This window comes from Streptomyces xantholiticus, from assembly GCF_014651015.1.
GTDB lineage: Bacteria > Actinomycetota > Actinomycetes > Streptomycetales > Streptomycetaceae > Streptomyces > Streptomyces xantholiticus.
The window spans coordinates 277337-298690 of the sequence record NZ_BMWB01000001.1 but is presented as its reverse complement, the minus strand read 5'-3'; the positions used below and the strand labels follow the sequence as shown (position 1 = coordinate 298690).

The following is a 21354-nucleotide window of genomic DNA, read 5'->3' as shown; positions in this document are numbered from 1 at the left end:
GCGTGCCGACAGTGCACTCGGCGTACCCGGCTGACGACACCGCACAGAGTGCGGAGAGCGTCGACGTCTCCGCGCTGCTGGAGCGCGGACGGACCCTGTCCACGCCGGTGCTGCGCGCCGCCGTGGGCCGGCTCGCGCCGCCCATGGACACCGTCGCCGCCTACCACTTCGGCTGGATCGACGCCCAGGGCCGGCCCTCCGACGGCGACGGCGGCAAGGCCGTACGCCCGGCGCTGGCGCTGCTGTCCGCCGAGGCCGCCGGGGCAGCGCCCGAGGTCGGCGTCCCGGGGGCGGTCGCCGTGGAGCTGGTGCACAACTTCTCGCTGCTGCACGACGACCTGATGGACGGTGACGAGCAGCGCCGGCACCGCGACACCGTCTGGAAGGTGCACGGGCCCGCACAGGCGATCCTCGTCGGCGACGCGCTGTTCGCCCTCGCGAACGAGGTGCTGCTGGAGATCGGCACCGTGGAGGCCGGGCGGGCGACCCGCCGGCTCACCACGGCCACGCGCAAGCTCATCGACGGCCAGGCCCAGGACATCTCCTACGAGCACCGTGAGCGGGTCACCGTCGAGGAGTGCCTGGAGATGGAGGGCAACAAGACCGGCGCCCTGCTGGCCTGCGCCGTCTCGATCGGCGCCGTGCTCGGCGGCGCCGACGACCGCACGGCGGACACGCTGGAGTCGTACGGCTACCACCTCGGCCTCGCCTTCCAGGCCGTCGACGACCTGCTCGGCATCTGGGGCGATCCGGTCGCCACCGGCAAGCAGACCTGGAGCGACCTGCGCCAGCGCAAGAAGTCCCTGCCGGTCGTCGCGGCCCTCGCCGCCGGCGGCCCGGCCTCCGAGCGGCTCGGCGAACTGCTCGCCGCCGACGCCAAGAGCAACGACGTCGACAGCTTCTCCGAGGAGGAGTTCGCCACCCGGGCGGCTCTGATCGAGGAGGCCGGCGGCCGGGAGTGGACCTCCCAGGAGGCCCGCCGCCAGCACGCCGTCGCGATCGAGGCCCTCAGCGGCGTCGACATGCCGGAACGGGTTCGCGCCCAGCTCGTCGCGCTTGCGGACTTCGTCGTCGTACGAAAGAGATGATCGCCATCGTTACCGCCCCTGCCGCCGCCAGGCAGTGTCCCACCCGGTCCAGGACCGACCGGAGCAACAGCCGCACCATATGAAGCGCGTCGCCGGCCGGTGACCATCGTGTCACCGGCCGACGTCAGACCCCGGCTCAGCAGAGACCACTGCAACGAAGGGGAGAACATGACAGCGACGACCGACGGAAGCAGCGGGCCCCTGAGGGGCGGCGCCGCCACTGCCGGCGAAACAACTTCTACGAGTGCCGCCCGGACCACAGAGCCGGGCACAGACCTACGGGAAGCGGCCGCCCGGGCCGCGGAACGCGCCGTGGAGCATCTGCTCGCACGCCAGGACGCCGAGGGCTGGTGGAAGGGCGACCTCGAGACCAATGTGACCATGGACGCGGAGGACCTGCTGCTGCGGCAGTTCCTCGGCATCCAGGATCCGGCGACCGTCGAGGCGTCCGCCCGCTTCATCCGTGGGCAGCAGCGGGACGACGGCACCTGGGCCACCTTCTACGGCGGGCCCGGTGAGCTCTCCACCACCGTCGAGGCCTATGTCGCCCTGCGGCTGGCCGGCGACCGGCCGGACGACCCGCACATGCAGCGCGCCGCCTCATGGGTGCGCAGCCGGGGCGGCATCGCCGCGAGCCGGGTCTTCACCCGGATCTGGCTGGCGCTGTTCGGCTGGTGGAAGTGGGAGGACCTGCCCGAGCTGCCGCCCGAGCTGATCTTCCTGCCGAAGTGGTTCCCCCTGAACATCTACGACTTCGGCTGCTGGGCGCGGCAGACCATCGTGCCGCTCACCGTCGTCTCCGCGAAGCGCCCCGTACGGCCCGCCCCGTTCGCCCTGGACGAGCTGCACACCGACCGCGCCCTGCCCAACCCGGGCAAGCGCCTCGCGCCTGCGGCGAGTTGGGACGGCTTCTTCCAGCGCGCCGACAAGGCGCTGCACGCCTACCACAAGGTCGCCCCGCGCCGGCTGCGCCGGGCCGCCATGAACGCGGCGGCCCGCTGGATCATCGAGCGCCAGGAGAACGACGGCTGCTGGGGTGGCATCCAGCCCCCGGCCGTGTACTCGGTGATCGCCCTGCACCTGCTCGGCTACGACCTCGAGCACCCCGTCATGCGGGCGGGACTCGAGTCGCTGGACCGCTTCGCCGTCCACCACGAGGAGGAAGGCCTCCCCGTGCGGATGATCGAGGCCTGTCAGTCCCCGGTCTGGGACACCTGCCTGGCGACCATCGCCCTCGCCGACGCCGGACTGCCCGCCGACCATCCGGCGCTGGTGAAAGCGGCCGACTGGATGCTCAGCGAGCAGGTCGTACGGCCCGGCGACTGGTCGGTGCGCAGGCCCGGGCTCGGCCCCGGCGGCTGGGCGTTCGAGTTCCACAACGACAACTACCCGGACATCGACGACACGGCCGAGGTCGTCCTCGCCCTGCGGCGGGTGAAGCACCCGGACCCGGAGCGGGTCGACGCCGCCGTGGCGCGCGGCACCCGCTGGAACCTCGGCATGCAGTCCCGCGACGGCGCATGGGGGGCGTTCGACGCGGACAACACCAGCCCGTTCCCGAACCGGCTTCCGTTCTGCGACTTCGGGGAGGTCATCGACCCACCGTCCGCGGACGTCACCGCGCATGTCGTCGAGATACTGGCCCACGAGGGCATGGCCCACGACCCGCGCACCCGGCGGGGCGTCCGGTGGCTGCTCGCCCATCAGGAGGCGAACGGAGCCTGGTTCGGCCGCTGGGGCGTCAACTACGTATACGGGACGGGCGCTGTGGTGCCGGCGCTGACCGCGGCGGGGCTGCCCGGCTCCCACCCGGCGATCCGGCGTGCCGTCGCCTGGCTGGAATCCGTGCAGAACGAGGACGGCGGCTGGGGCGAGGACCTGCGCTCCTACCGGGAAGAGAGGTCGATCGGCCATGGCGCGTCCACGGCATCCCAGACCGGCTGGGCGCTGCTCGCGCTGCTGGCGGCGGGGGAGCGGGAGAGCAAGGCCGTCGAACGGGGCGTCGCCCATCTCGCGCAGACGCAGGCGCCGGACGGCTCCTGGGACGAGCCGTACTTCACCGGCACCGGCTTCCCCTGGGACTTCTCCATCAACTACCACCTGTACCGGCAGGTCTTCCCGCTCACCGCACTCGGCCGCTATGTGTACGGGGAGAAGCTTCCCGGCCGCGCGGGTGCCCGCTCGGGCGCCCGCGAGGGGGGCTGATGGCGGACTCCAGCAAGCCGTCCGGCTCTGCCGTCCCGCTGCTGATCGCCTGCGCGCTCGGTATCGAGAAGTTCGCCCTGCGCGCCGGTGACCGTGGCGGCGCCGCGGGTGACGTGACGGTTCTCCGTACGGGGATGGGGCCGGTCAACGCGGGGCGTGCCGTACGCGTGGCCTGCCGGACCACGGCGCTCGCGGAGGCGGCGGTCGTCGCGTCCGGCTTCTGTGCGGGACTCGCCCCCGGGATGCACCCGGGGGATCTGGTGGTCGTGGAGGAGGTCAGGCTCGGCGGGTCGCCCACCGCCTGCACCAACACGGAGCTGCTGGCGGAGGCCGTCGCCAGAGCCGCACCCGGCCGCACGGTCCACACCGGTCCGCTGACCGGCGTGGACCACGTCGTCAGAGGTCATGAGCGCGCACGGCTGCTGGGGACGGGCGCGATCGCGGCGGACATGGAGTCCGCTGCCACGCTCAGCAGTGCCCTGGAGGCCGGACCGCGCCCGCTTGCGGCCGTCCGGGTGGTCGTGGACGCTCCCGAACACGAACTGGTGCGTATCGGAACACTTCGTGGCGGAATATCAGCTTTCCGTGTTCTCCGTGCTGTGATGCCCGCTTTCTTTGAATGGCACCGTTCTTTGCTGCTCCCCAGGAGGTGAGCCAGATGGCCATGCCGCTCCGCCAGACCATCAGGGTCGGTACGTATCTCTTCGAACAGAAGCTCCGCAGACGCGACAAGTTCCCTCTGATCGTCGAGCTCGAGCCGCTCTATGCGTGCAATCTCGCCTGCGAGGGCTGTGGGAAGATCCAGCATCCGGCAGGGGTGCTCAAGCAGCGGATGCCGGTGGCGCAGGCGGTCGGAGCGGTGCTGGAGTCCGGTGCCCCGATGGTTTCCATCGCCGGGGGCGAGCCGCTGATGCACCCCCAGATCGACGAGATCGTCAGGCAGTTGGTGCGCCGCAGGAAGTACGTCTTCCTCTGCACCAATGCATTGCTGCTGCGCAAGAAGATCGACAAGTTCACCCCCTCCCCGTACTTCGCCTTCGCCGTGCACATCGACGGGCTGCGCGAGCGGCACGACGAATCGGTCGCCAAGGAGGGCGTGTTCGACGAGGCGGTCGCGGCGATCGAGGAGGCCAAGCGCCGCGGCTTCCGGGTCACCACCAACTCGACCTTCTTCAACACCGACACCCCGCAGACCGTCGTCGAGGTGCTCAACTACCTCAACGACGACCTGAAGGTCGACGAGATGATGATCTCGCCCGCGTACGCCTACGAGAAGGCCCCCGACCAGGAGCACTTCCTCGGTGTCGAACAGACGAGGGAGCTGTTCAGGAAGGCCTTCGCCGGCGGCAACCGGCGGCGCTGGCGGCTCAACCACTCTCCGCTCTTCCTCGACTTCCTCGAAGGGAAGGCCGACTTCCCCTGCACCGCCTGGGCGATCCCCAACTACTCTCTCTTCGGCTGGCAGCGTCCCTGCTATCTGATGAGTGACGGCTATGTCCCCACGTACCGGGAGCTCGTCGAGGAGACCGACTGGGACAAGTACGGCCGTGGAAAGGACCCGCGCTGTGCCAACTGCATGGCTCACTGCGGTTACGAACCCACCGCCGTGCTCGCCACCATGGGCTCGCTGAAAGAGTCCCTCCGTGCCGCCCGCGAGACGCTCTCGGGCGGCCGGTGAGCGTCCTGCAACGGCAGGCGATCTGATCAGGAGAGCCGAGGAATGACCGAGCAGCCCAAGGGCTTCGATCTTGCGGACCTGCTGGCGCGGCGCGGCGGTGAGCGCTACGAGCTGCACGCCCGGTACCTCAACCACCAACTGCCTCGCATGCTGCGCACGATCGGCTTCGACAAGATCTACGAGAGGGCCCAGGGGGCCTACTTCTACGACACCGAGGGCAACGACTACCTCGACATGCTGGCGGGCTTCGGGGTGATGGGCCTGGGCCGTCACCACCCGGTCGTACGCAAGGCCCTGCACGACGTGCTCGACTCCTCGCTCGCCGATCTCACCCGCTTCGACTGCCAGCCGCTGCCCGGCCTGCTGGCGGAGAAGCTGCTGACTCATACCCCGCACCTGGAGCGGGTGTACTTCGGCAACAGCGGGGCCGAGGCGGTGGAGGCGGCGCTGAAATTCGCCAGGTACGCGACGGGCCGGCCGCGCGTCGTGTACTGCACGCACGCCTTCCACGGGCTGACGGCGGGGGCGCTCTCGGTCAACGGCGAGGCCGGCTTCCGTGAGGGGTTCGCCCCGCTGCTGCCCGACACCGCGATCGCGATGGGCGATCTCGCCGCGCTCGAGCGTGAACTCGTGCGCGGTGACGTGGCGGCCTTCGTCGTGGAACCGATCCAGGGCAAGGGTGTGTACCCGACTCCGCCGGGATTCCTGCGCGCCGCGCAGGAGCTGCTGCACAAGTACAAGGCGCTGCTGATCGTGGACGAGGTGCAGACAGGCCTGGGGCGCACGGGCGACTTCTACGGGTTCCAGTACGAGGCCGGTGTCGAGCCGGACCTCGTCTGTGTGGCCAAGGCCCTGTCGGGCGGCTATGTGCCCGTCGGCGCCACCCTCGGAAGGGATTGGATCTTCAGACGGGTCTACTCGTCGATGGACCGGGTGCTGGTCCACTCGGCGAGCTTCGGCGGAGGCGCCCAGGCGATGGCGGCGGGCCTCGCCGTGCTGTCGGTGCTGGAGGACGAGCACATCGTGGCCAACGCGAGGGTGACCGGTGAGTTGCTGCGCGCCCGGCTGGCGGCCCTGGTCGACCGGTACGAGCTCCTGCATGCGGTCCGCGGGCGCGGGCTGATGATCGGCATCGAGTTCGGGCGTCCGGACTCGATCAAACTGCGCAGCCGCTGGACGGTGCTGCAGGCGGCCCGCAAGGGTTTGTTCGCGCAGATGGTGGTGGTCCCGCTGCTCCAGAAGCACCGCATCCTCACCCAGGTCTCCGGCGACCACATGGAGGTGATCAAGCTGATCCCACCGCTGATCATCGGCGAGCGGGAGGTCGACCGCTTCGTGGCGGCCTTCACGGCTGTGATGGACGACGCCCACGGCAGTGGCGGTCTGATGTGGGACTTCGGGAAGACCCTGGTGAAGCAGGCGGTCGCCCACCGTTGATCAGGGGATTTGCCCGTGAGGCAAGAAATTTGTCTCGCGGGCAATCCTCTGGCGCAATGGAGCCATGACGACCCCAGCCGCATCGGCGGCCGAGGGCCTGCCCGAGATGGCACCCCGGCTGCGCGAGCTGCGCCGCCGCCGAGGGCTCACCCTCGAGGCCGCGGCCCGGCGGGCCGGCCTCTCGCCGGCCCATCTGTCACGGCTCGAGACGGGGCTGCGGCAGCCCTCCCTGCCGATGCTCCTCGCCCTCGCCCGAATCTACGGTACGACGGTGGCCGAACTGCTCGGTGAACAGCCACCGGAACGCGAACCGGTCATCCGGGGACGCCACCGCGAGCCCGTGCCGGCCGGCGCCTGGGACTACCACCAGGCAGGCAGCCCGGGACGGGCGATGCAGGCCCTGCGGGTGTTCGTCCCTCACGGCGTCCAGGGCGACCTCGTGCGGGTGCACCCCGGCGAGGAGTGGCTGCACGTCGTCGCCGGACGGCTGCGCCTGAGTCTCGGGGACGCCGTCCACGAACTGGCCCCCGGCGACAGCGCGCACTTCGACTCGATCACACCGCACCGCATCGCGGCGGACTCTCCCGAGGGTGCGGAACTGCTGTTCGTGCACACTCTTCTGCAGGCACCGGAGCTGCACCCCCTCCCCGACCGGCAAGGAAAGTGATCCACGACATGTCGCACGACCCCTTGGACCCGCGCGGCTCAGCCGGTGACAGCCCGCATGAGGAGCGGTTCCCCCGCGGTCTTGTGATCAGGCTCTTCGCCTATCTGATCGCGGGCCACATCATCGCGGGCTTCCTCTACCTGCTGTTCCTGGTCGGCGGCCAGAACCGGTAGCCCTTCGGCTCAGCCCTCTTCGAGGAGCCGTTCCCGCAGGCGCTCACGCGTCGCCGGGGCGAGTCGCAGGCCCTCGCTGAGATAGCGCTCCGTCGTGCCCCAGTGCTCCTCGATGGCGTCGAACGCCGCGGCCAGATACTCCGCCCGGGCGTCGAAGAGCGGGCTGAGCAGCTCCATCACCTCTGGGGACATCGCGTCGGGCGAGCTGTCGCTGCGCCGGACCTTGTAACGCCGGTGCGGGTCGTTGGACTTGAGGTAGTCCGCCTCGATGGCGTCGCGCTCCACTCCGACGGCGAGGAGGGAGACGGCGATCGACAGCCCGGCACGGTCCTTGCCCGCGGCGCAGTGCATCAGGGCCGGGACGCTGTCCTCGGCCAGGGCGTGCAGCACCTGGCTGTGTTCCCCGGTCCGCTCCTTGATGATCATGCGGTAAGAGGTGATCATGCGTCCGGCGCCCTTGCCGTCGGCGAGGATCGCCTTGAGCTGGTCCAGGTTCCCCTCGCGGACCATCTTCCAGAACTCGGCCCCGTCCGCCGGGTCGCTCAGCGGCAGATTGATGTTGCGCACGCCGGGGAGCTCGATGTCCGGCCCCTCCAGCCGCTGATCGGCGGCGTTGCGGAAGTCGAAGATCGTGTGGAGGCCGAGCGTCGACAGGAACGCGGCGTCGGCCGCCGACGCGTGTGCCAGGTGGCCGCTGCGGAACAGCCTGCCGGGACGCACCCGCCGCCCGTCCACGGTCGGCAGTCCGCCCACGTCGCGGAAGTTGCGCACACCGGTCAGGTCGGGCTCTGACGACGGGGCCTGCGGCAGCTGCTGCGTCACGGGGACTCCTTCGGGGGACAGTGGCCGGCGCTGCTCGCCGACGACGGAGCGGCCTCGACCATACGACACGGATTCATCAGGCAATCATCTTGGCCTTGGGGTAAGGGGGTTGACACCCTCCGCGACTCCATGGCGTTGCGGCTGCCAGGCTCCCGCCCTGATGTTCGAGGCTGTTTGATTCTGTGAAAATCTGAGGGGTGGGGTGGCCGAGAGCGTCGGCAAATGGGGCGTATGCGGGTCCTCTCCGGGCTCGTGAGTGCGCTTTCCCCTCGCCGACGTGGACGAGCTGACCTCTGCGCCGGGGGACGCACGTCACCGCCGCCGACGCCCCGCCGCCGCCGACGCCCCGCCGACGGCGACGCCGAAGTGCCGCCGTCGAAGCGCCGGCGGCGCAGGGGCCGGAAGCCCCGGGGGGCCTTCGAGTCCCCGCTGGACCGCCGTGAGGAGTTCCCCGTCGCAGGCGGTCCTCCTTCGTGTGCCCGGTGCCGCCGGTCCGCACGCAGACACCGAATCCGGACCGCTTCCCCGAGAGCCGGCGCCGCTCGCCCGTGAAGTGCACGCGCCCGGCAGGCATTTCGGCATCCGTGCGGAGCCGTAGATGGTCAATGCGGACAGTTCCCGTACGGCGAGCCGTACCCACTGCCGACTCCGGAGGCGGGCCCAGCGCCGTGCGGTACGTCCGGGCGACGAGACGGTCGTTTTCGCGCCGCTGGAAGCGCTGCGCCACGGCGCTGCCGCCGGCGCTCCGGCTGTGGCCCATCGGCCCGGCGGCCACTCACGCATACGTGGACACCGGAGCCGTCCATCGGGGTGGGGCGCTGCTGCGCCATGGACGGACTCCACACCGAGCTGGAGGGGGATCCCGGCGCCACGCTGTGCGATGGTCGCGGGCGCCAGATGCTGTGGCGGAGATGATCCGTTTTCGCCGAATCCCCTTTACGGAACTAGAGGGTCAAATGCTGCTTCTGTCCGAATTGGCTGGTTCGGTATAACGTGCCCCGTAAGCAGGGGAGATGGGTTCCGGTTGGTGAGCAGCGTCATATCCGTGACGTTGTGTGGCGGGAGCCGGGCGATGAATTCCTTGGGCAGCAAGGTAATTGAAGGGGCGTCGTCCACGGAGGGTGACCGGAAATGCCCGAGTGATTCAATGCTTTCCATTGATCGCGGAAAATTGCGGCTTGTCCATGACTGCCCTACTCACCTACGGTCACGCTCAATCCGGACGGACCGCCTAATCCTGCCGCCGGCCGGAATTCGAACCCACCCACGTGTGGCAGGAGCGGGGGACCCAGGTAGTACGCCGATTCCGGAAAATTCGGACGGCTTGGGGTGAAGTCGAGCAATATGCGCGACCGGGCATCTCCAGCCCGAACCCGACAGCTCACCTCGCAGGCGCCGGAGAGGAATGCGCCATGCCCGCAAAGGGTAAGCACCGTCGTCCCAAGTCCAACCCCCTCACCCGCGGCTTCGTCGTCGCCGGTACGGGCGGCGCCGCCATCGCGCTCCCGCTGTTCGGCGCCACGACCGCCACCGCCGCCCCGGCGGCGGCTCCGGCCGCCGCGCCGCACAAGGCCGCTGCCCCGGCAGTCGCCGAGTCGGCCCTGCCGGCCGCCAAGAAGGCCCCCAAGACGTACACCGTCGTCGCCGGCGACTGCCTGTCGCAGATCGCCGAAGAGCAGAACGTCCGCGGCGGCTGGAAGCAGCTCTTCAACGACAACCGCCGCGCCATCGGTTCCGACCCCTCGTTGATCCACCCGGGTCTGGAGCTGACGATCGGCGCGAAGTCCAAGGCGAAGAACGACCCCGAGCCCCGCTCGGAGTCCCAGACCCGCCCCTCGCGTGACGACTCGCGGTCCGCCGCGCCCGAGCCCGAGGCGCCGGAGAAGCAGGCTCCCGCGAAGCAGGCTCCCGCAAAGGAAGCTCCCGCGAAGGAGGCCTCGGCCCCCGCGTCCTCCTCCGGGTTCACCGCTCCGGTCGACGCCGCCGTCACCACGCCGTACCGCGCCTCCGGCGCCATGTGGTCCAGCGGCTACCACACCGGCGTGGACTTCGCCGCCTCCTCGGGCACCTCCGTCAAGGCCATCGGTGCGGGCACCGTCGTCTCCGCCGGATGGGGCGGCTCGTACGGCAACGAGGTCGTCATCCAGCACTCGGACGGCACCTACTCCCAGTACGCCCACCTCTCCTCCCTGGCCGTCTCCACCGGCCAGTCCGTGACCGGCGGCCAGCAGATCGGTCTGTCCGGCTCCACGGGCAACTCCTCCGGTCCCCACCTGCACTTCGAGGTGCGCACCGGTCCGTCCTACGGCTCGGACATCGACCCGCTGGCCTATCTGCGCGAGCACGGAGTCTCCGTCTGATACCTGCGGCACGCCGTCCGGCAATTGTCGCGAAGTCCCCGTTCCGCACCGGCGGAGCGGGGACTTCCGCGTATTCCGGCTTGGTCGAAACTTGACGGGTGGCAAAGATCACTCCACGTCAACCCCTCCTTACGGTCGCGTAGGTCACATCCGTGAAGGAAAGATGTGCTCCCGTGGCAGACGATTCGAGAACAGAGAACAGTGGCGCATTCGGGTCGTACGCGGCGATCGGTGACAGCTTCACCGAGGGCGTGGGCGACCCCGGACCCGACGGAGGCTTCGTCGGGTGGGCGGACCGGTTCGCGGTCCTGCTCGCCGACCGCATTCCGGAGCACTCCTTCCGGTACGCCAATCTCGCCGTCCGTGGGCGGCTTCTCGACCAGATCGTCGAGGAGCAGGTGCCGAGGGCGCGCGAGCTCGCACCCGACCTCGTGACCTTCTGTGCCGGCGGCAACGACATCATCCGGCCCGGCTCCGACCCGGACGACGTGGCCGAACGCTTCGAGCGGGCCGTCGCCGACCTCGCGGGCTCGGTCGGCACCGTCATGGTGACCACCGGTTTCGACACTCGCGATGTGCCGGTCCTGCGCCATCTGCGCGGCAGGATCGCCACGTACACCGCCCATGTGCGGGCCATCGCAGACCGCTACGACTGCCCGGTGCTGGACCTGTGGTCGCTCAAGTCCGTCCAGGACCGGCGTGCTTGGGACGCCGACCGGCTGCATCTGTCACCCGAGGGGCACACCCGGGTCGCGCTCCGCGCCGCGCAGGTCCTCGGGTTGGAGGTGCCGGCCGACCCGGACCAGCCGTGGCCGCCGCTGCCCCCGCGCGGGGCGTTGGAGGTCCGCCGGGACGACATCCAGTGGGCGCGTGAGCACCTGGTGCCGTGGATCGGGCGGCGGTTGCGCGGCGAGAGCTCCGGTGATCATGTGGAGGCCAAGCGCCCGGACCTGCTACCGCTCTGAGCGCGCAGGAGGTCAAGCGCGGGGGGCACCGGGGAGTGCGCCGGGGGAATCGACGTGGGGATCCGTTCGAGGACGCCGCCGGCGAAGACGTCGTACAGCGGCAGCGTCTCCAGGTGGACGTAGCCGATGTGGCAGTCGCACACGGCGAGCGGGCACCCCCGGGGGCGCAGCGCGCGGCGGTACGAGCCGTCGTAGAGATTGCCCAGCTCGGCGCGGACGAAGTGGCAGCGCCGGACGGTCCCCTCGCCGTCCACCGAGATCACCGACTCACCGGTGCGGCACGGCAGCCCGGCGGAGCGGTGCGGACGGCGGCTGTAGGGGAACAGCGGGTCCAGCTCCGTCCAGGCTTCGGCCTCGGCGTCGGAGAGCTCGTGGCCCTCAGGCGCGTTCACCCACAGGTAGATGTGCGGCGGCAGATCGGCGCGGAGCCTGTGCGCCTCCGCGAGGTGGGCGGGAAAGCCGACGATGCCGACGCTGAACCGGATCTCCCGCCGCATCAGATCCCGACACTTGGTGATGAACCGGTCATAAGGGGTCTGCCCGGGGTGATACGTGCACCACAGGGCGAGCTTCGCCGGATCCGCGTCCGCCGTCCAATCGGTGCGGCAGCTGAGGTTCGTCTGGATCGCCACCCGGCGGATGTGCGGCAGATGCGACAGCTCGGTCAGTGCCTTCCTGTACCAGGAGCGGACCAGGCCCTCCCCCCACGGGGTGAACAGCACCGACAGCCGGTCATCGGTCTGCGCCGCGGCCCACGCCGTGAAGCGCTCCAGCGCCGCCCGGTCGGCGCGAAGCTGCTGCCGGCTGTCGCGCCGCTTCGCGAACGGGCAGTAGGGGCAGTCGTAGTCGCACGAGGCGAGCGGGCCCCGGTACAGCACGGTCAGATCCATGGCCCCGCTCACTTCGGCTCGTACGCGGCCATCGCGGCGCGCACCGCGGGCGAGAACAGCTCGGGACCCAGGGCGTCCGAATGGGCCAGTCCCTCCGGAGACAGCCGCAACCGGCCGGGGGCGGCGGCCGAGTCAAGCCAGCCGAGCGCGGCGAACCGCTCCAGCTCCGCCGGAAAGTGGTCGGCGGGAGCGGCGCCGAACCGCTCGCGGTAGCCGGCCACCTCCATACCCTCCGCCTGCAGCAGTGATTGGAGGAGATGGCGGCGGCGCGCCTCGCCCTCGTCGACCCGGCGGCCCACCTCCGCGCGGGAGAAGTCCATGGTGGTGGTGAAGTCGTCGATGATGCGCCGTACCTCACCCATGCCGACGGCATAGTCGAAGGAGTAATGCAGGGCAGATGTGTAGGAGCGGGCGCCGCAGCCCAGCCCGATCATGCCGTCCGTCTGGCAAGCGTGGTCGTCGGCGCCGGAGGGCGGGGCGCCGGCGCGGCGAAACATGCGCATGGACACCTGCTCGTACCCGCGGGCGAGCAGATGATCGCGGCCCGTGCGGTACAGCCGCAGCCGCTGCTCGTCCCAGGCGGCGTCGGCCGCGGCGCCGAGGCGGCCCAGACCGGTCAGCGGCCGTACGTACAGCGGATACAGATACAGCTCCTCCGGCTCCCAGCCGAGGGCGGCGTCGAGCGAGGAGAGCCAGGTCCGCTCACTCTGGCCGTCGATGCCGTAGATGAGGTCGATGTTGAGGACCGGGATCTCGGCGTCCCGTATCCGGCCGAGCGCGGCCTCGACGTCGGCCCGGCGCTGCGGACGGACCGCGGCCCGCGCCTCCACGTCGACGAAGCTCTGCACGCCGATGCTGACGCGGGTCGTGCCGCGCTCGGCGAGCACGGCCAGCCGGTCGGCCGTTGCCGTCGCCGGGGAGGTCTCGACGGAGAGCGGCACCGCCGTCAGGTCCGCCCCCATCCGCTTCTCCGCGATGTCGCAGAGCCGCTCCAACTCACCCGCCGTCAGGAACGTCGGTGTGCCACCGCCGAACGCGGCTGCCGCGAACCGGACCGGGCCGTCGTCCCCGAGCGCCTCGCGCACCGCGGCTGCCTGGCGGTCGAGCGCGTCCAGGTAACGCCCGGTCAGCTGGTCGGGAGCGCCGATCCTGGTGAACAGGTTGCAGAAGCCGCACCGGACCTCGCAGAACGGTATGTGCAGATAGAGCGAGAGGGCGTCCTTGGGCTCGTGCGCCCACAGCTCGCGCAGCGCGGGCAGGCTGTCGCCGAGGGAGCGGTAGGCCGTCTTGTGCGGATAGGCGTATACGTAGCTCTGGTAGGGGCGCGGCAGGAACTGCGGGACGGGGGTGCTCATGCGGAGGCCTCGAGGAAGAAGTGGGCGTAGGGGACCGTCCAGACGGCCTCGTGGCCGAGCCGGTGGCCGGTGAAACCGCCGTCGCCGTAGGCGGTGCCATGGTCGGAGCAGACGATCGCGAAGCAGCGGCGGCGGCTGCTCGCGGCGGCGAAGAGCCGCCCGATGTGGCGGTCCACGTACTCGAGGGCCGCGGCGTGCGTCGCACGCGAGTCACCGGCGGCGCGGGTGGCGCCGGGCAGATGGAACCAGTTGGGCTGGTGCAGCGAGGGCACGTTGACGAACAGGAACAGCCTGCGGTCGGCCGGCAGCGCGGCCACCACCTGCTCCGCCCGCCGCACCTGTGCCTCGAACGACGTGGGCGAGGCGACGCCGAACTCCGGTTCCCAGTGGCTCTCCTGGAACAGACCCGGCAGCACGGAGCCCAGCGGTCCCAACTTGTTGAAGAACCCCACACCGCCGATGCACACCGTGCGGTAGCCGGCCCCCGCGAGGGCGGAGACAAGGTCCGGGGTGTCGAAGACGAAGGTACGGCCCGCGGTCGTCTCGCTGCCCGCGAACCGGGCGGCGAACAGCCTCGGATGAGGCCCCTGCGTCGCCGGGGTGGGCAGGAAACCCGCGAACATCGCCTGATGGGAGGCGTAGGTGAAACTGCCCGGCGCGTGCCTCTTCTCCCAGACGCCACCGGGAAGATGACGCGCCAGATGGGGGATCCGGCCCTCGGCCGCCAGCTCGGCGGCGACGTCGAAGCGCAGGGTGTCGAGCGTGACGAGCAGCAGATCGTCCCGCCCGACGACCTCGTTCATGTCGGGCGGCTCCGCGGCCTCCCGGCCATGGACAGCGTCGTGGTCAGGCATGTGCACGGTGATCGTTCCTCGTCATGCTCAGTACGGCGGCGACCTGCGCCGCATAGGTGTCCAGGCCCTCGGCGCCGCTCCCGGACAGCCCGGTCAGCCGCGGCAGCAGATCCCCGAACGCGTTGACCTCCCCGACGGCGAAACGACGCCAGCCCGTCGCGGGCAGCAGGTCGACGCCGACGCGCGACAGCCCGGGGAAGCACTCCGCGGCCCGCTCACAGACCGCGAGCGTCTCCGTCCAGCATCCGCCGGCCGCCTCCGTAGCCGCCCGGGCGGCCGCGAGGTCGCCGCGCCCGCCGCCCAGATGGAGATTGGTCATGGGGGAGCGGCTCGTACGCACCACCGCGTGCGTGGCACGGCCCGCGACCACCACCACCCGCAGATCGGCGACCCGGCCGTGCTGCGACGCCTTGGGCAGCCAGCGCTCGATGTGCAGACCGTCCGGTGCGAGTGCGTCGATCAGCGCGGCGACCTCGCGCTCGCCGCTGTAGCGCCGGACCCGCAGACTGTTGAAGAGGCGTCCGCTCGAGTCCCGTTCCACCGAGGTGGTGGCCTGTACCCGGCCTCGGCTCGCCGTCTCCAGTGCCAGCACCCCGGACGCGGAAGAGCCGTGCGCGAGCTTGACGAACGCCCGCCGCAGGCCGGTCGCCGCCAGCAGCGCGCGCACATCGTCCCAGCCGCCGGCCTCGGGACCGGCGCCGGACGTCGGCGACTCGGGCACCGGCACGGCCGCCGCCGACAGGGCCGCGTGACACAGCCGCTTGTCGAACAGCACGGCGAGCCCCGCCGGATCGTCGAGCAGTTCAGCCCCGCCGGCCGCCGCCAGCGCCCCGATCTCGAGTACCGCGGCGGTGAACCGCTCGTACCAGAGCCGGGTGCCCTCCACGCGGGTCGGGTCGTCGACGCCGCGCAACGCCCTTTCCACCTCGGCGTCCTCGCCCGGCGAGTCGATCCGCACCAACTCGCCCGCCCGGAACTCCGCCCGGCCGCCCAGCACATCGAGCCAGGGCACCACCCGCGCGGCGGGCAGGCCCGCGGCACGCAACGCGTCCTGGAACAACGCCACACGGCGGCCTGTCGGAATGCCGACGACCGCGAGACGGGGGCCGGGGCGGCAGGCGGAGCCGGTCACTCCGCGACAGCCGTGTAGCGGTCTTCCCTGCCGCCGGAGCTGCCGCTCTGCGACTCCGACACGTCGAGTTCCACACCGGCCGGCACCAGCGCGTCGGACAGGCGCTGCACCATCGTCTCGCTCATGAAGTGGTGGTGCAGATCCAGCTTCTTCAGATGGGTCAGCGGCTGGCCGCTCAGCAGCGCCTCGGCGCCGTCGTCACCGAGGGTGCCCATCGACAGATCCAGGATCTCGAGGCGGGCGACCACCGGTGCGCCGGCCATCGCGACGGCGATCTCGTCCTGTATCTCGCTGTTGCGCAGCGCCAGATGTCGCAGGCGCGGCAGCCTCGTACCCGACAGGAACGGCTCCAGGTCCGACACGTCCGCGTTCGCCCCGTACCACGACGTGCCGAGCCACAGGTCGAGATTCTCCAGCGCCGGCAGGTCGCTCGCGGCGATGCCGCGGACCACGCCCGCGTCCAGGCCGCCCGTCTCGACGACGAGGGAGCGCAGCCGCTCGTGCTTCACCGCGGAGAACCCCAGCTCCTGCCCGCCGCGCACCCCGAACTCCTCGAGGTCGGCGAAGGCGTCGAGCAGCCCCGTCACCTCGCCCTGGTTGATCCAGGAGATCTCGCACTCCTCGAACGTGATGTCGCCGAGGAACAGGCCGCGCAGCCGCGGCAGTCGGTCCTTCGCCCCGGTCAGCGCCTCTATGACGTCGTCGGGGGACGAGTCGTAGGCCTCGCTCCAGGAGCCGACGATCAGCGCCCGCACCTGTGTGGTGTCCACCGTCGCGGTGAACCGGGCGAACGCCTCGTGCCACTCCTCCTCGCTGTCGTACGAGTCGACGGAGATCCGCCAGGCGACGCTCTCCGGTGCCGGCAGCGCGGCCTTGGACGCGGCCTGAGCCTCGGCGTCGGGGAAGTCGAACGCGGGCAGGCCGTACCACTCCTGCAGATGGTCCGAAATGGTCATGACGGGCTCCAGACACCGGTGAGGCTTGATCGCTGACGTGCGAGCAAGTTCTACCAAGCGCCACTGACACTCCGGCCCGCGGGGGGCGGCCTCCCCGCGACGCCGAACGCCGTTGTCAGACCCGCCCCCTAACGTCGTGAGCAGATCGGACGCACACGGCGCCCGGCGGGAAGGGGAGAGCCATGTACCGGCAGGGAGACGTGTTGATCGTGCCCGTCGCAGGGGAGGCCGTGCCCGCGCACGTCGCCGAAGCGCCGGGCGAGGCACGGGACGCACGCGGCCGCATGGTGCTCGCCCTCGGTGAGGTCACGGGCCACGCCCACGCGGTGACCGGGCCGGGCCGACTGGTGCGCGAGCCGGGGCCGTTCGGGCCGATGCTGCTCCATCTGCCGGAAGGCGGCCGGGTGGTGCACGAGGAGCACGCGGCGATACCGCTGCCGAAGGGGTGGTACCGGGTGGTGCGCCAGCGCGAGTACCTGCCCGGAGCGGTGCGGATCGTCGCCGACTGATCCCGGCGGGCGTGGCGGTGACCGGGGACGAGACACGGAACGACAACAGGGGACGGGACTTTCACATGCAGTACGCGGACAAGTGGCGGGCCGTCGCGGCGGCGACCGGACCGGCGGACCGGGCGGCCGCCGAGGAGGGCGTACGGCTCGCATACCGTACGGCCGGGCTCACCGCGCCCGAGCGGATCGTCTGGGCGGACTCGCCTCTTGCGGGCGTCGAGGCCGTGCGGGCCCTCGAGGAGCCGGGACGTTCGGTGCGCGACGACGTGCGCACCCGCCCGTGGGCGGACGAACGGCGCCGGGTGCACGACGAGTTGGGCCCCGGCGGCTGGACCGCGCTGTGGAGCACGACCGGCGCGCTGCTCTGGGACGGCACCCGCTCGCTGGCCGAGCGGATACGGACGGGAGTCGTGGACGCGCTCCTCGAGAAGGCGCCGGAGGACACCGTCGCCCGCGCCGAGGCCGAGACGGACATCCGTGTCGTCCTGCTCGACGCGGTCCTCGGGCAGCACGACGCAGCATGGCTGGCCGCCTTCGACGGCCGCAGCGACCGGCTGGAGGGACTCGCGCGCGTCGCCGCCCACGCCGGCTGGTGGTGGCCGTACGAGAACGCGGTCGTGATCTGCGAACGGCCCACGCAGCTGCACCGCGACGAGGCGGGCCGGCTCGACAACGGCGACGGCCCCGCCCTGGTCTTCCCGGACGGGTTCGCCCTGCACGCGTGGCGCGGTATGCCGGTGCCCGCCGAGTTCCTGCGCGAGCTGAGGGCACTGACCCCCGAGCGGATACGCACGGAGGAGAACGCGGAACTGCGCCGCGTGATGCTGGAGTACTACGGATACGACCGCTACCTCGCGGAGTCCGGCGCCGAGCCGGTGCACCGCGACGAGACGGGCATCCTGTGGCGGATCGCACTCGCTGACGACGAGGACGTGGTGATGGTCGAGGTGGTCAACTCCACGCCCGAGCCCGATGGCACCCACCGTACGTACTGGCTGCGCGTGCCGCCCACGACGCGCACGGCGAAGGAAGGCGTCGCCTGGACGTTCGGACTGGACGCCGCGGCCTACGAACCGCTGCGGCAGACCTGAGCCGCCGAGAGGGCGGGGCGGCGGTGGTGCCCGGCGTGACCCTGGACCGGGCCGGTGCTCAGAGTGCCGTGGCGGTCAGCGAGGCCTGGTCGATGCCCAGTTCACGAGCGAGAGCCTCATCGGCCCACTGGAGCATCGCGGCGCGCGACAGTGAGCCCGCGTACGACGTCATCTGGACGGCCAGCCCGTCCAGGAACGCCGTCAGCCGCCAGGCTGCTGCCGCCGGATCCTCGCACGGGAACTCCCCGGCGGCCGCACCCTCCGCGATGACCTCCGTCAGCGCCGACTTCCACTGCTGGTCGAGGGCGCGGGACACCTCCCGCAGCGCCGGTTCGCGCAGCGAAGCCGCCCATGCCTCGATCCACAGCCGCCAGCCCTTGGCCTGCCCGGTCGGTGCGTACCAGCGCACCGCGGCGCGCAGCCGGCGCAGCGCCGAGGTACGGCGGCTGAGCAGCTTGCGCAGGTGGGCCAGATCCGCGTCGGCGGCGTGGGTGAAGGCGGCCGCGACCAGCTTCTCCTTCGTGGAGAAGTGGTAGAGCACCAGGGCGCTGCTCACGCCGAGGGCGGCGGCGACGTCGGCGATCCGTACCGCCGCCACACCCCGTTCCTCAATCTGCTGGACGGCGGCGCCGAGCAGTTCCTCGCGCCTCTCCGCCACGCTCAACCGAACTCTGGCCACGGCGTCACAGTACACAGGCGATCTTGGATGAAGTCCAGCCCTGTACAGCGCCCGCCACGGGGCCCCGCGAGCGCCTCACCCGCCGGCCGCCTCGCCGGCGGTGGCGGGGGCCTCGGCCCTGACGCGAGCCGGGATCTCGCAGTGGTCTTTGAACCCCTGGCTGGTCAGTCCCAGCGCGGTGTTCATCCTTGACCGCAGGTTCTCCACCGCGACCATCGCCGTGAGCTCGACGAAGGCCGCCTCGCCGAGCGCAGCGAGCAGCCGCGCGGCGAGATCGTCATCGATCTCGGGCGGGTTGGCGGTCATGGCCTCGGCGAACTCCATGACGTCGCGCTCCAGTGGCGTGTACGCGTCGCTCTCGCGCCACCGGGGCACCTCACGCACCTTGCGGGCGTCCATCCCGCGCTGCCGGTTCTCCCAGTGACCGAAGTCCATGCACCAACTGCAGCCGATCGACGCGGCGGAGGCCATCACCGCGAGCGCCTTGAGGTCGGTGTCCAGCTTCTTCCACCTGCCGACCGCCAGCTCGAAGCGCAGATCCGCCCGGAGCACCCCCGGGTGGTGCCCCAGTGCGCGGACCGGGTCGAGGACCTTGCCGTAGGTGCGCCTGGAGTACCACTCCGTGGCGCGCAGGAAGAGCGAGCGGCGCGGATCGAGGGAAATGCGGGCCATGACGTGCTCCTCGTTCGGGAAGCCGTGTGCTGTCACCGGTACGACGGAGCGGGCCCGCGCGAATGTGACATCGAAGCGGCACTGGTCTCGAGGAACACCGGAACCCGGGCGGGCGTTGTCACCTCAGGGCCGCGTGTCCCGGTCCGGGACTGGTGGGACGGGCCGCGGGCCCGTCCCACCAGTCCCGGACCGTATATGAACGGCACATAATGGAATGCCCCGAGCATCAGGAGGTGCCGTGTCCGGCGCTGGTTCCCCCCACTCGCTGAGCTCCCGGCTGCGCTCGCTCCGGCCGGCCGCCTTCGGGGCCGACCCGGCGGGAGAGCGCATGGCGCGCATCCGCCGCTCGCCGAACTTCATCGACGGTGTCTTCCAGAACCCGGAGGGAGCCAGGACGCGACCGTCCGGCGGCTCCATGGTCGAGTTCGCCAAGATCTACTTCGCCAAGGAGTCCCGCGCCCTGCGCGCGCCCCACGGCGCCGTGCCCGTGCACCCCACCACCCTCGCCGACCTCGCCAGGCCCGCCGCGTCCGGACTCCGGATCACCTGGATGGGGCATTCCAGCGTCCTCGCGGAGATCGACGGCCGCCGAGTGCTCTTCGACCCGGTCTGGGGAGAGCGGTGCTCTCCGTTCAATTTCGCCGGGCCCAGGCGTCTGCATCCGGTGCCCGCGCCGCTGGCCGCCCTCGGCACCGTCGACGTCGTCGTGATCTCCCACGACCACTACGACCACCTCGATCTGCCCACCATCCGCGCCCTGGCCTCCACGGACACCGTCTTCGTCGTGCCCCTCGGCGTCGGCGCCCACCTCGAGCGCTGGGGCGTCCCGCAGGGCCGGCTGCGCGAGCTGGACTGGAACGAGTCCACCGAGGTGTCCGGCATCCGGCTGACCGCGACCCCCGCGCGCCACTTCTGCGGCCGCGGACTGCGCAACCAGCAGCACACCCTGTGGGCCTCGTGGGCCGTCGCCGGGCCCGAGCACCGGATCTACCACAGCGGAGACACCGGGTACTTCCCCGGGTTCAAGGACATCGGTGCCGAGCACGGCCCGTTCGACGTGACGATGATCCAGATCGGCGCGTACTCCGAGTACTGGCCGGACATCCACATGACTCCCGAGGAAGGAGTCCGGGCCCAGCTCGATCTGCAGCAGGGCAAGCCGCACGGTGTGATGCTGCCCATCCACTGGGGCACGTTCAACCTCGCACCCCACCCCTGGCACGAGCCTGCCGAGCTCACCCTGTACGCCGGGCACCGGGTCGGCCAGACCGTTGCGACACCGCGGCCCGGCCAGCCGTTCGAGCCATTGGTCCTGTCCTCCGCACACCCCTGGTGGCGCGAGGTCGCGAAGGTACCGTCCGGCGGCTGGGCCGCATGGCCGGCCGTCGCGGCGACCACGGTCAAGGACGGCCGCGAGCACGACCTGGCCGGGGACCGGTGACACTGCCGGGAACGACGACCTCCGGCGAGGGGCGCACCTTGCCCCGCCCATGAACGAGGCAGGGCCGCGGGCAGGCGCGTCCGGTGGACGGGCCGCCCCGCACGGCGGCGGACCCTTTCGGCAGGCTCGATCAGTCGGACACCCGCGCCGAACGCCCGCACCACCGGGCCGGTACTGCAGACATGACGGCCCGGAGGCTGCCCCCCGGGCCGGCGCTGGGGCAGTCCGCGCCGACCGGCCGTAGGCGCATGCCCGCCGACCCGACCGTGCCCCAGCCTCCGTCCGAGGAGGCTGGGGCACCGTCGTCGACGCACCAGCCGACCGAACCGGGCTCGTTGCACAACTCCCCTTATTCAGACTTCCGTACGAGGCCTCATACC

20 protein-coding genes and 1 riboswitch are annotated in these 21354 nt (G+C 71.1%); of the genes, 12 read left to right on the top strand and 8 right to left on the bottom strand.

The window, feature by feature from the left end; genetic code table 11:
* Nucleotides 1-11: 11 nt before the first annotated feature.
* The 7 genes from IE198_RS01370 (at nucleotide 12) to IE198_RS01340 (ending at nucleotide 7248) form a co-directional block, all read left to right on the top strand.
* Nucleotides 12-1088, top strand: a complete 1077-nt coding sequence (locus tag IE198_RS01370; protein ID WP_189882750.1) for a polyprenyl synthetase family protein — start codon at nucleotides 12-14, stop codon at nucleotides 1086-1088.
* Nucleotides 1089-1256: 168 nt separating this feature from the next.
* Nucleotides 1257-3293 (top strand): squalene--hopene cyclase, encoded by a 2037-nt coding sequence (gene shc, locus IE198_RS01365; protein ID WP_189881733.1) that lies wholly within the window; start codon nucleotides 1257-1259, stop codon nucleotides 3291-3293.
* Nucleotides 3293-3946 carry a phosphorylase family protein gene (locus IE198_RS01360; protein ID WP_189881731.1) on the top strand — a complete coding sequence of 218 codons (654 nt, stop codon included), beginning with the start codon at nucleotides 3293-3295 and terminating at the stop codon, nucleotides 3944-3946. The genes shc and IE198_RS01360 overlap by 1 nt, the downstream gene beginning before the upstream one ends.
* A 5-nt stretch (nucleotides 3947-3951) precedes the next feature.
* A complete protein-coding gene (hpnH, locus tag IE198_RS01355; RefSeq protein ID WP_189881730.1) occupies nucleotides 3952-4971 on the top strand; it encodes an adenosyl-hopene transferase HpnH in 1020 nt (339 codons plus the stop codon).
* Between the two features lie 42 nt (nucleotides 4972-5013).
* Nucleotides 5014-6408 (top strand): aspartate aminotransferase family protein, encoded by a 1395-nt coding sequence (locus IE198_RS01350; protein ID WP_189881729.1) that lies wholly within the window; start codon nucleotides 5014-5016, stop codon nucleotides 6406-6408.
* Between the two features lie 64 nt (nucleotides 6409-6472).
* Nucleotides 6473-7075, top strand: a complete 603-nt coding sequence (locus IE198_RS01345) for a helix-turn-helix domain-containing protein (RefSeq protein WP_189881728.1) — start codon at nucleotides 6473-6475, stop codon at nucleotides 7073-7075.
* Nucleotides 7075-7248: a DUF6126 family protein gene (locus tag IE198_RS01340; protein WP_373299759.1), complete on the top strand. Its 174-nt coding sequence runs from the start codon at nucleotides 7075-7077 to the stop codon at nucleotides 7246-7248. Before IE198_RS01345 ends, IE198_RS01340 begins: the two co-directional genes overlap by 1 nt.
* A gap of 9 nt (nucleotides 7249-7257) precedes the next feature.
* On the opposite strand, the gene IE198_RS01335 is transcribed toward IE198_RS01340, so the two are convergent.
* Complete coding sequence (locus IE198_RS01335; protein WP_189881726.1) at nucleotides 7258-8070, bottom strand: tyrosine-protein phosphatase; 813 nt, start codon at nucleotides 8068-8070, stop codon at nucleotides 7258-7260.
* A gap of 1251 nt (nucleotides 8071-9321) precedes the next feature.
* Nucleotides 9322-9480: riboswitch (cyclic di-AMP (ydaO/yuaA leader) on the top strand.
* A 2-nt stretch (nucleotides 9481-9482) separates the two neighbouring features.
* Between IE198_RS01335 and IE198_RS01330 the strand changes: the two genes are divergently transcribed.
* Together IE198_RS01330 and IE198_RS01325 are read left to right on the top strand one after the other, a co-directional pair.
* The gene (locus tag IE198_RS01330; RefSeq protein ID WP_189881725.1) at nucleotides 9483-10430 is read left to right on the top strand and encodes a M23 family metallopeptidase; all 948 of its coding nucleotides are present in this window, start codon (nucleotides 9483-9485) and stop codon (nucleotides 10428-10430) included.
* Between the two features lie 173 nt (nucleotides 10431-10603).
* Nucleotides 10604-11395, top strand: coding sequence for an SGNH/GDSL hydrolase family protein (locus IE198_RS01325; protein ID WP_189881723.1), 792 nt, complete (start codon nucleotides 10604-10606; stop codon nucleotides 11393-11395).
* Here the strand turns inward: IE198_RS01325 and IE198_RS01320 are convergent.
* Genes IE198_RS01320 through IE198_RS01300 form a run of 5 tightly spaced genes read right to left on the bottom strand, consistent with a single transcriptional unit; the run spans nucleotide 11356 to nucleotide 16582 of the window.
* Nucleotides 11356-12285 carry an STM4011 family radical SAM protein gene (locus tag IE198_RS01320; protein WP_189881721.1) on the bottom strand — a complete coding sequence of 310 codons (930 nt, stop codon included), beginning with the start codon at nucleotides 12283-12285 and terminating at the stop codon, nucleotides 11356-11358. The genes IE198_RS01325 and IE198_RS01320 overlap by 40 nt on opposite strands.
* Nucleotides 12286-12293: 8 nt before the next feature.
* On the bottom strand, nucleotides 12294-13640 hold the full coding sequence (locus IE198_RS01315) for an STM4012 family radical SAM protein (protein ID WP_189881719.1): 1347 nt from the start codon (nucleotides 13638-13640) through the stop codon (nucleotides 12294-12296).
* Nucleotides 13637-14443 (bottom strand): STM4013/SEN3800 family hydrolase, encoded by an 807-nt coding sequence (locus IE198_RS01310; protein ID WP_189882748.1) that lies wholly within the window; start codon nucleotides 14441-14443, stop codon nucleotides 13637-13639. Before IE198_RS01310 ends, IE198_RS01315 begins: the two co-directional genes overlap by 4 nt.
* A 43-nt stretch (nucleotides 14444-14486) precedes the next feature.
* A complete protein-coding gene (locus tag IE198_RS01305) occupies nucleotides 14487-15626 on the bottom strand; it encodes an STM4014 family protein (RefSeq protein WP_189881717.1) in 1140 nt (379 codons plus the stop codon).
* On the bottom strand, nucleotides 15623-16582 hold the full coding sequence (locus IE198_RS01300; RefSeq protein WP_189881716.1) for an STM4015 family protein: 960 nt from the start codon (nucleotides 16580-16582) through the stop codon (nucleotides 15623-15625). The genes IE198_RS01305 and IE198_RS01300 overlap by 4 nt, the downstream gene beginning before the upstream one ends.
* 182 nt (nucleotides 16583-16764) lie before the next feature.
* On the opposite strand from IE198_RS01300, the gene IE198_RS01295 reads away from it, so the two are divergent.
* Both IE198_RS01295 and IE198_RS01290 read left to right on the top strand, forming a co-directional pair.
* The gene (locus IE198_RS01295; RefSeq protein ID WP_189881715.1) at nucleotides 16765-17091 is read left to right on the top strand and encodes a DUF8820 family protein; all 327 of its coding nucleotides are present in this window, start codon (nucleotides 16765-16767) and stop codon (nucleotides 17089-17091) included.
* Between the two features lie 65 nt (nucleotides 17092-17156).
* Complete coding sequence (locus IE198_RS01290; protein ID WP_189881714.1) at nucleotides 17157-18182, top strand: DUF6745 domain-containing protein; 1026 nt, start codon at nucleotides 17157-17159, stop codon at nucleotides 18180-18182.
* Nucleotides 18183-18240: 58 nt separating this feature from the next.
* Here IE198_RS01290 and IE198_RS01285 read toward each other — a convergent pair whose 3' ends face one another.
* Nucleotides 18241-18861, bottom strand: a complete 621-nt coding sequence (locus IE198_RS01285) for a TetR/AcrR family transcriptional regulator (protein ID WP_189881713.1) — start codon at nucleotides 18859-18861, stop codon at nucleotides 18241-18243.
* A gap of 75 nt (nucleotides 18862-18936) precedes the next feature.
* A complete protein-coding gene (locus IE198_RS01280) occupies nucleotides 18937-19533 on the bottom strand; it encodes a carboxymuconolactone decarboxylase family protein (RefSeq protein ID WP_189881712.1) in 597 nt (198 codons plus the stop codon).
* A 238-nt stretch (nucleotides 19534-19771) separates the two neighbouring features.
* Between IE198_RS01280 and IE198_RS01275 the strand changes: the two genes are divergently transcribed.
* Nucleotides 19772-20974 carry an MBL fold metallo-hydrolase gene (locus IE198_RS01275; RefSeq protein ID WP_229833676.1) on the top strand — a complete coding sequence of 401 codons (1203 nt, stop codon included), beginning with the start codon at nucleotides 19772-19774 and terminating at the stop codon, nucleotides 20972-20974.
* Nucleotides 20975-21354: the final 380 nt, after the last annotated feature.

What these genes read in the sequence shown, in the direction of transcription:
- shc (WP_189881733.1), top strand. Translation starts at nt 1,257, where the DNA reads ATGACAGCGACGACCGACGGAAGCAGCGGGCCCCTGAGGGGCGGCGCC.
- IE198_RS01360 (WP_189881731.1), top strand. Translation starts at nt 3,293, where the DNA reads ATGGCGGACTCCAGCAAGCCGTCCGGCTCTGCCGTCCCGCTGCTGATC.
- hpnH (WP_189881730.1), top strand. Translation starts at nt 3,952, where the DNA reads ATGGCCATGCCGCTCCGCCAGACCATCAGGGTCGGTACGTATCTCTTC.
- IE198_RS01350 (WP_189881729.1), top strand. Translation starts at nt 5,014, where the DNA reads ATGACCGAGCAGCCCAAGGGCTTCGATCTTGCGGACCTGCTGGCGCGG.
- IE198_RS01345 (WP_189881728.1), top strand. Translation starts at nt 6,473, where the DNA reads ATGACGACCCCAGCCGCATCGGCGGCCGAGGGCCTGCCCGAGATGGCA.
- IE198_RS01330 (WP_189881725.1), top strand. Translation starts at nt 9,483, where the DNA reads ATGCCCGCAAAGGGTAAGCACCGTCGTCCCAAGTCCAACCCCCTCACC.
- IE198_RS01320 (WP_189881721.1), bottom strand. Translation starts at nt 12,285, where the DNA reads ATGGATCTGACCGTGCTGTACCGGGGCCCGCTCGCCTCGTGCGACTAC.
- IE198_RS01315 (WP_189881719.1), bottom strand. Translation starts at nt 13,640, where the DNA reads ATGAGCACCCCCGTCCCGCAGTTCCTGCCGCGCCCCTACCAGAGCTAC.
- IE198_RS01310 (WP_189882748.1), bottom strand. Translation starts at nt 14,443, where the DNA reads ATGAACGAGGTCGTCGGGCGGGACGATCTGCTGCTCGTCACGCTCGAC.
- IE198_RS01300 (WP_189881716.1), bottom strand. Translation starts at nt 16,582, where the DNA reads ATGACCATTTCGGACCATCTGCAGGAGTGGTACGGCCTGCCCGCGTTC.
- IE198_RS01295 (WP_189881715.1), top strand. Translation starts at nt 16,765, where the DNA reads ATGTACCGGCAGGGAGACGTGTTGATCGTGCCCGTCGCAGGGGAGGCC.
- IE198_RS01290 (WP_189881714.1), top strand. Translation starts at nt 17,157, where the DNA reads ATGCAGTACGCGGACAAGTGGCGGGCCGTCGCGGCGGCGACCGGACCG.
- IE198_RS01280 (WP_189881712.1), bottom strand. Translation starts at nt 19,533, where the DNA reads ATGGCCCGCATTTCCCTCGATCCGCGCCGCTCGCTCTTCCTGCGCGCC.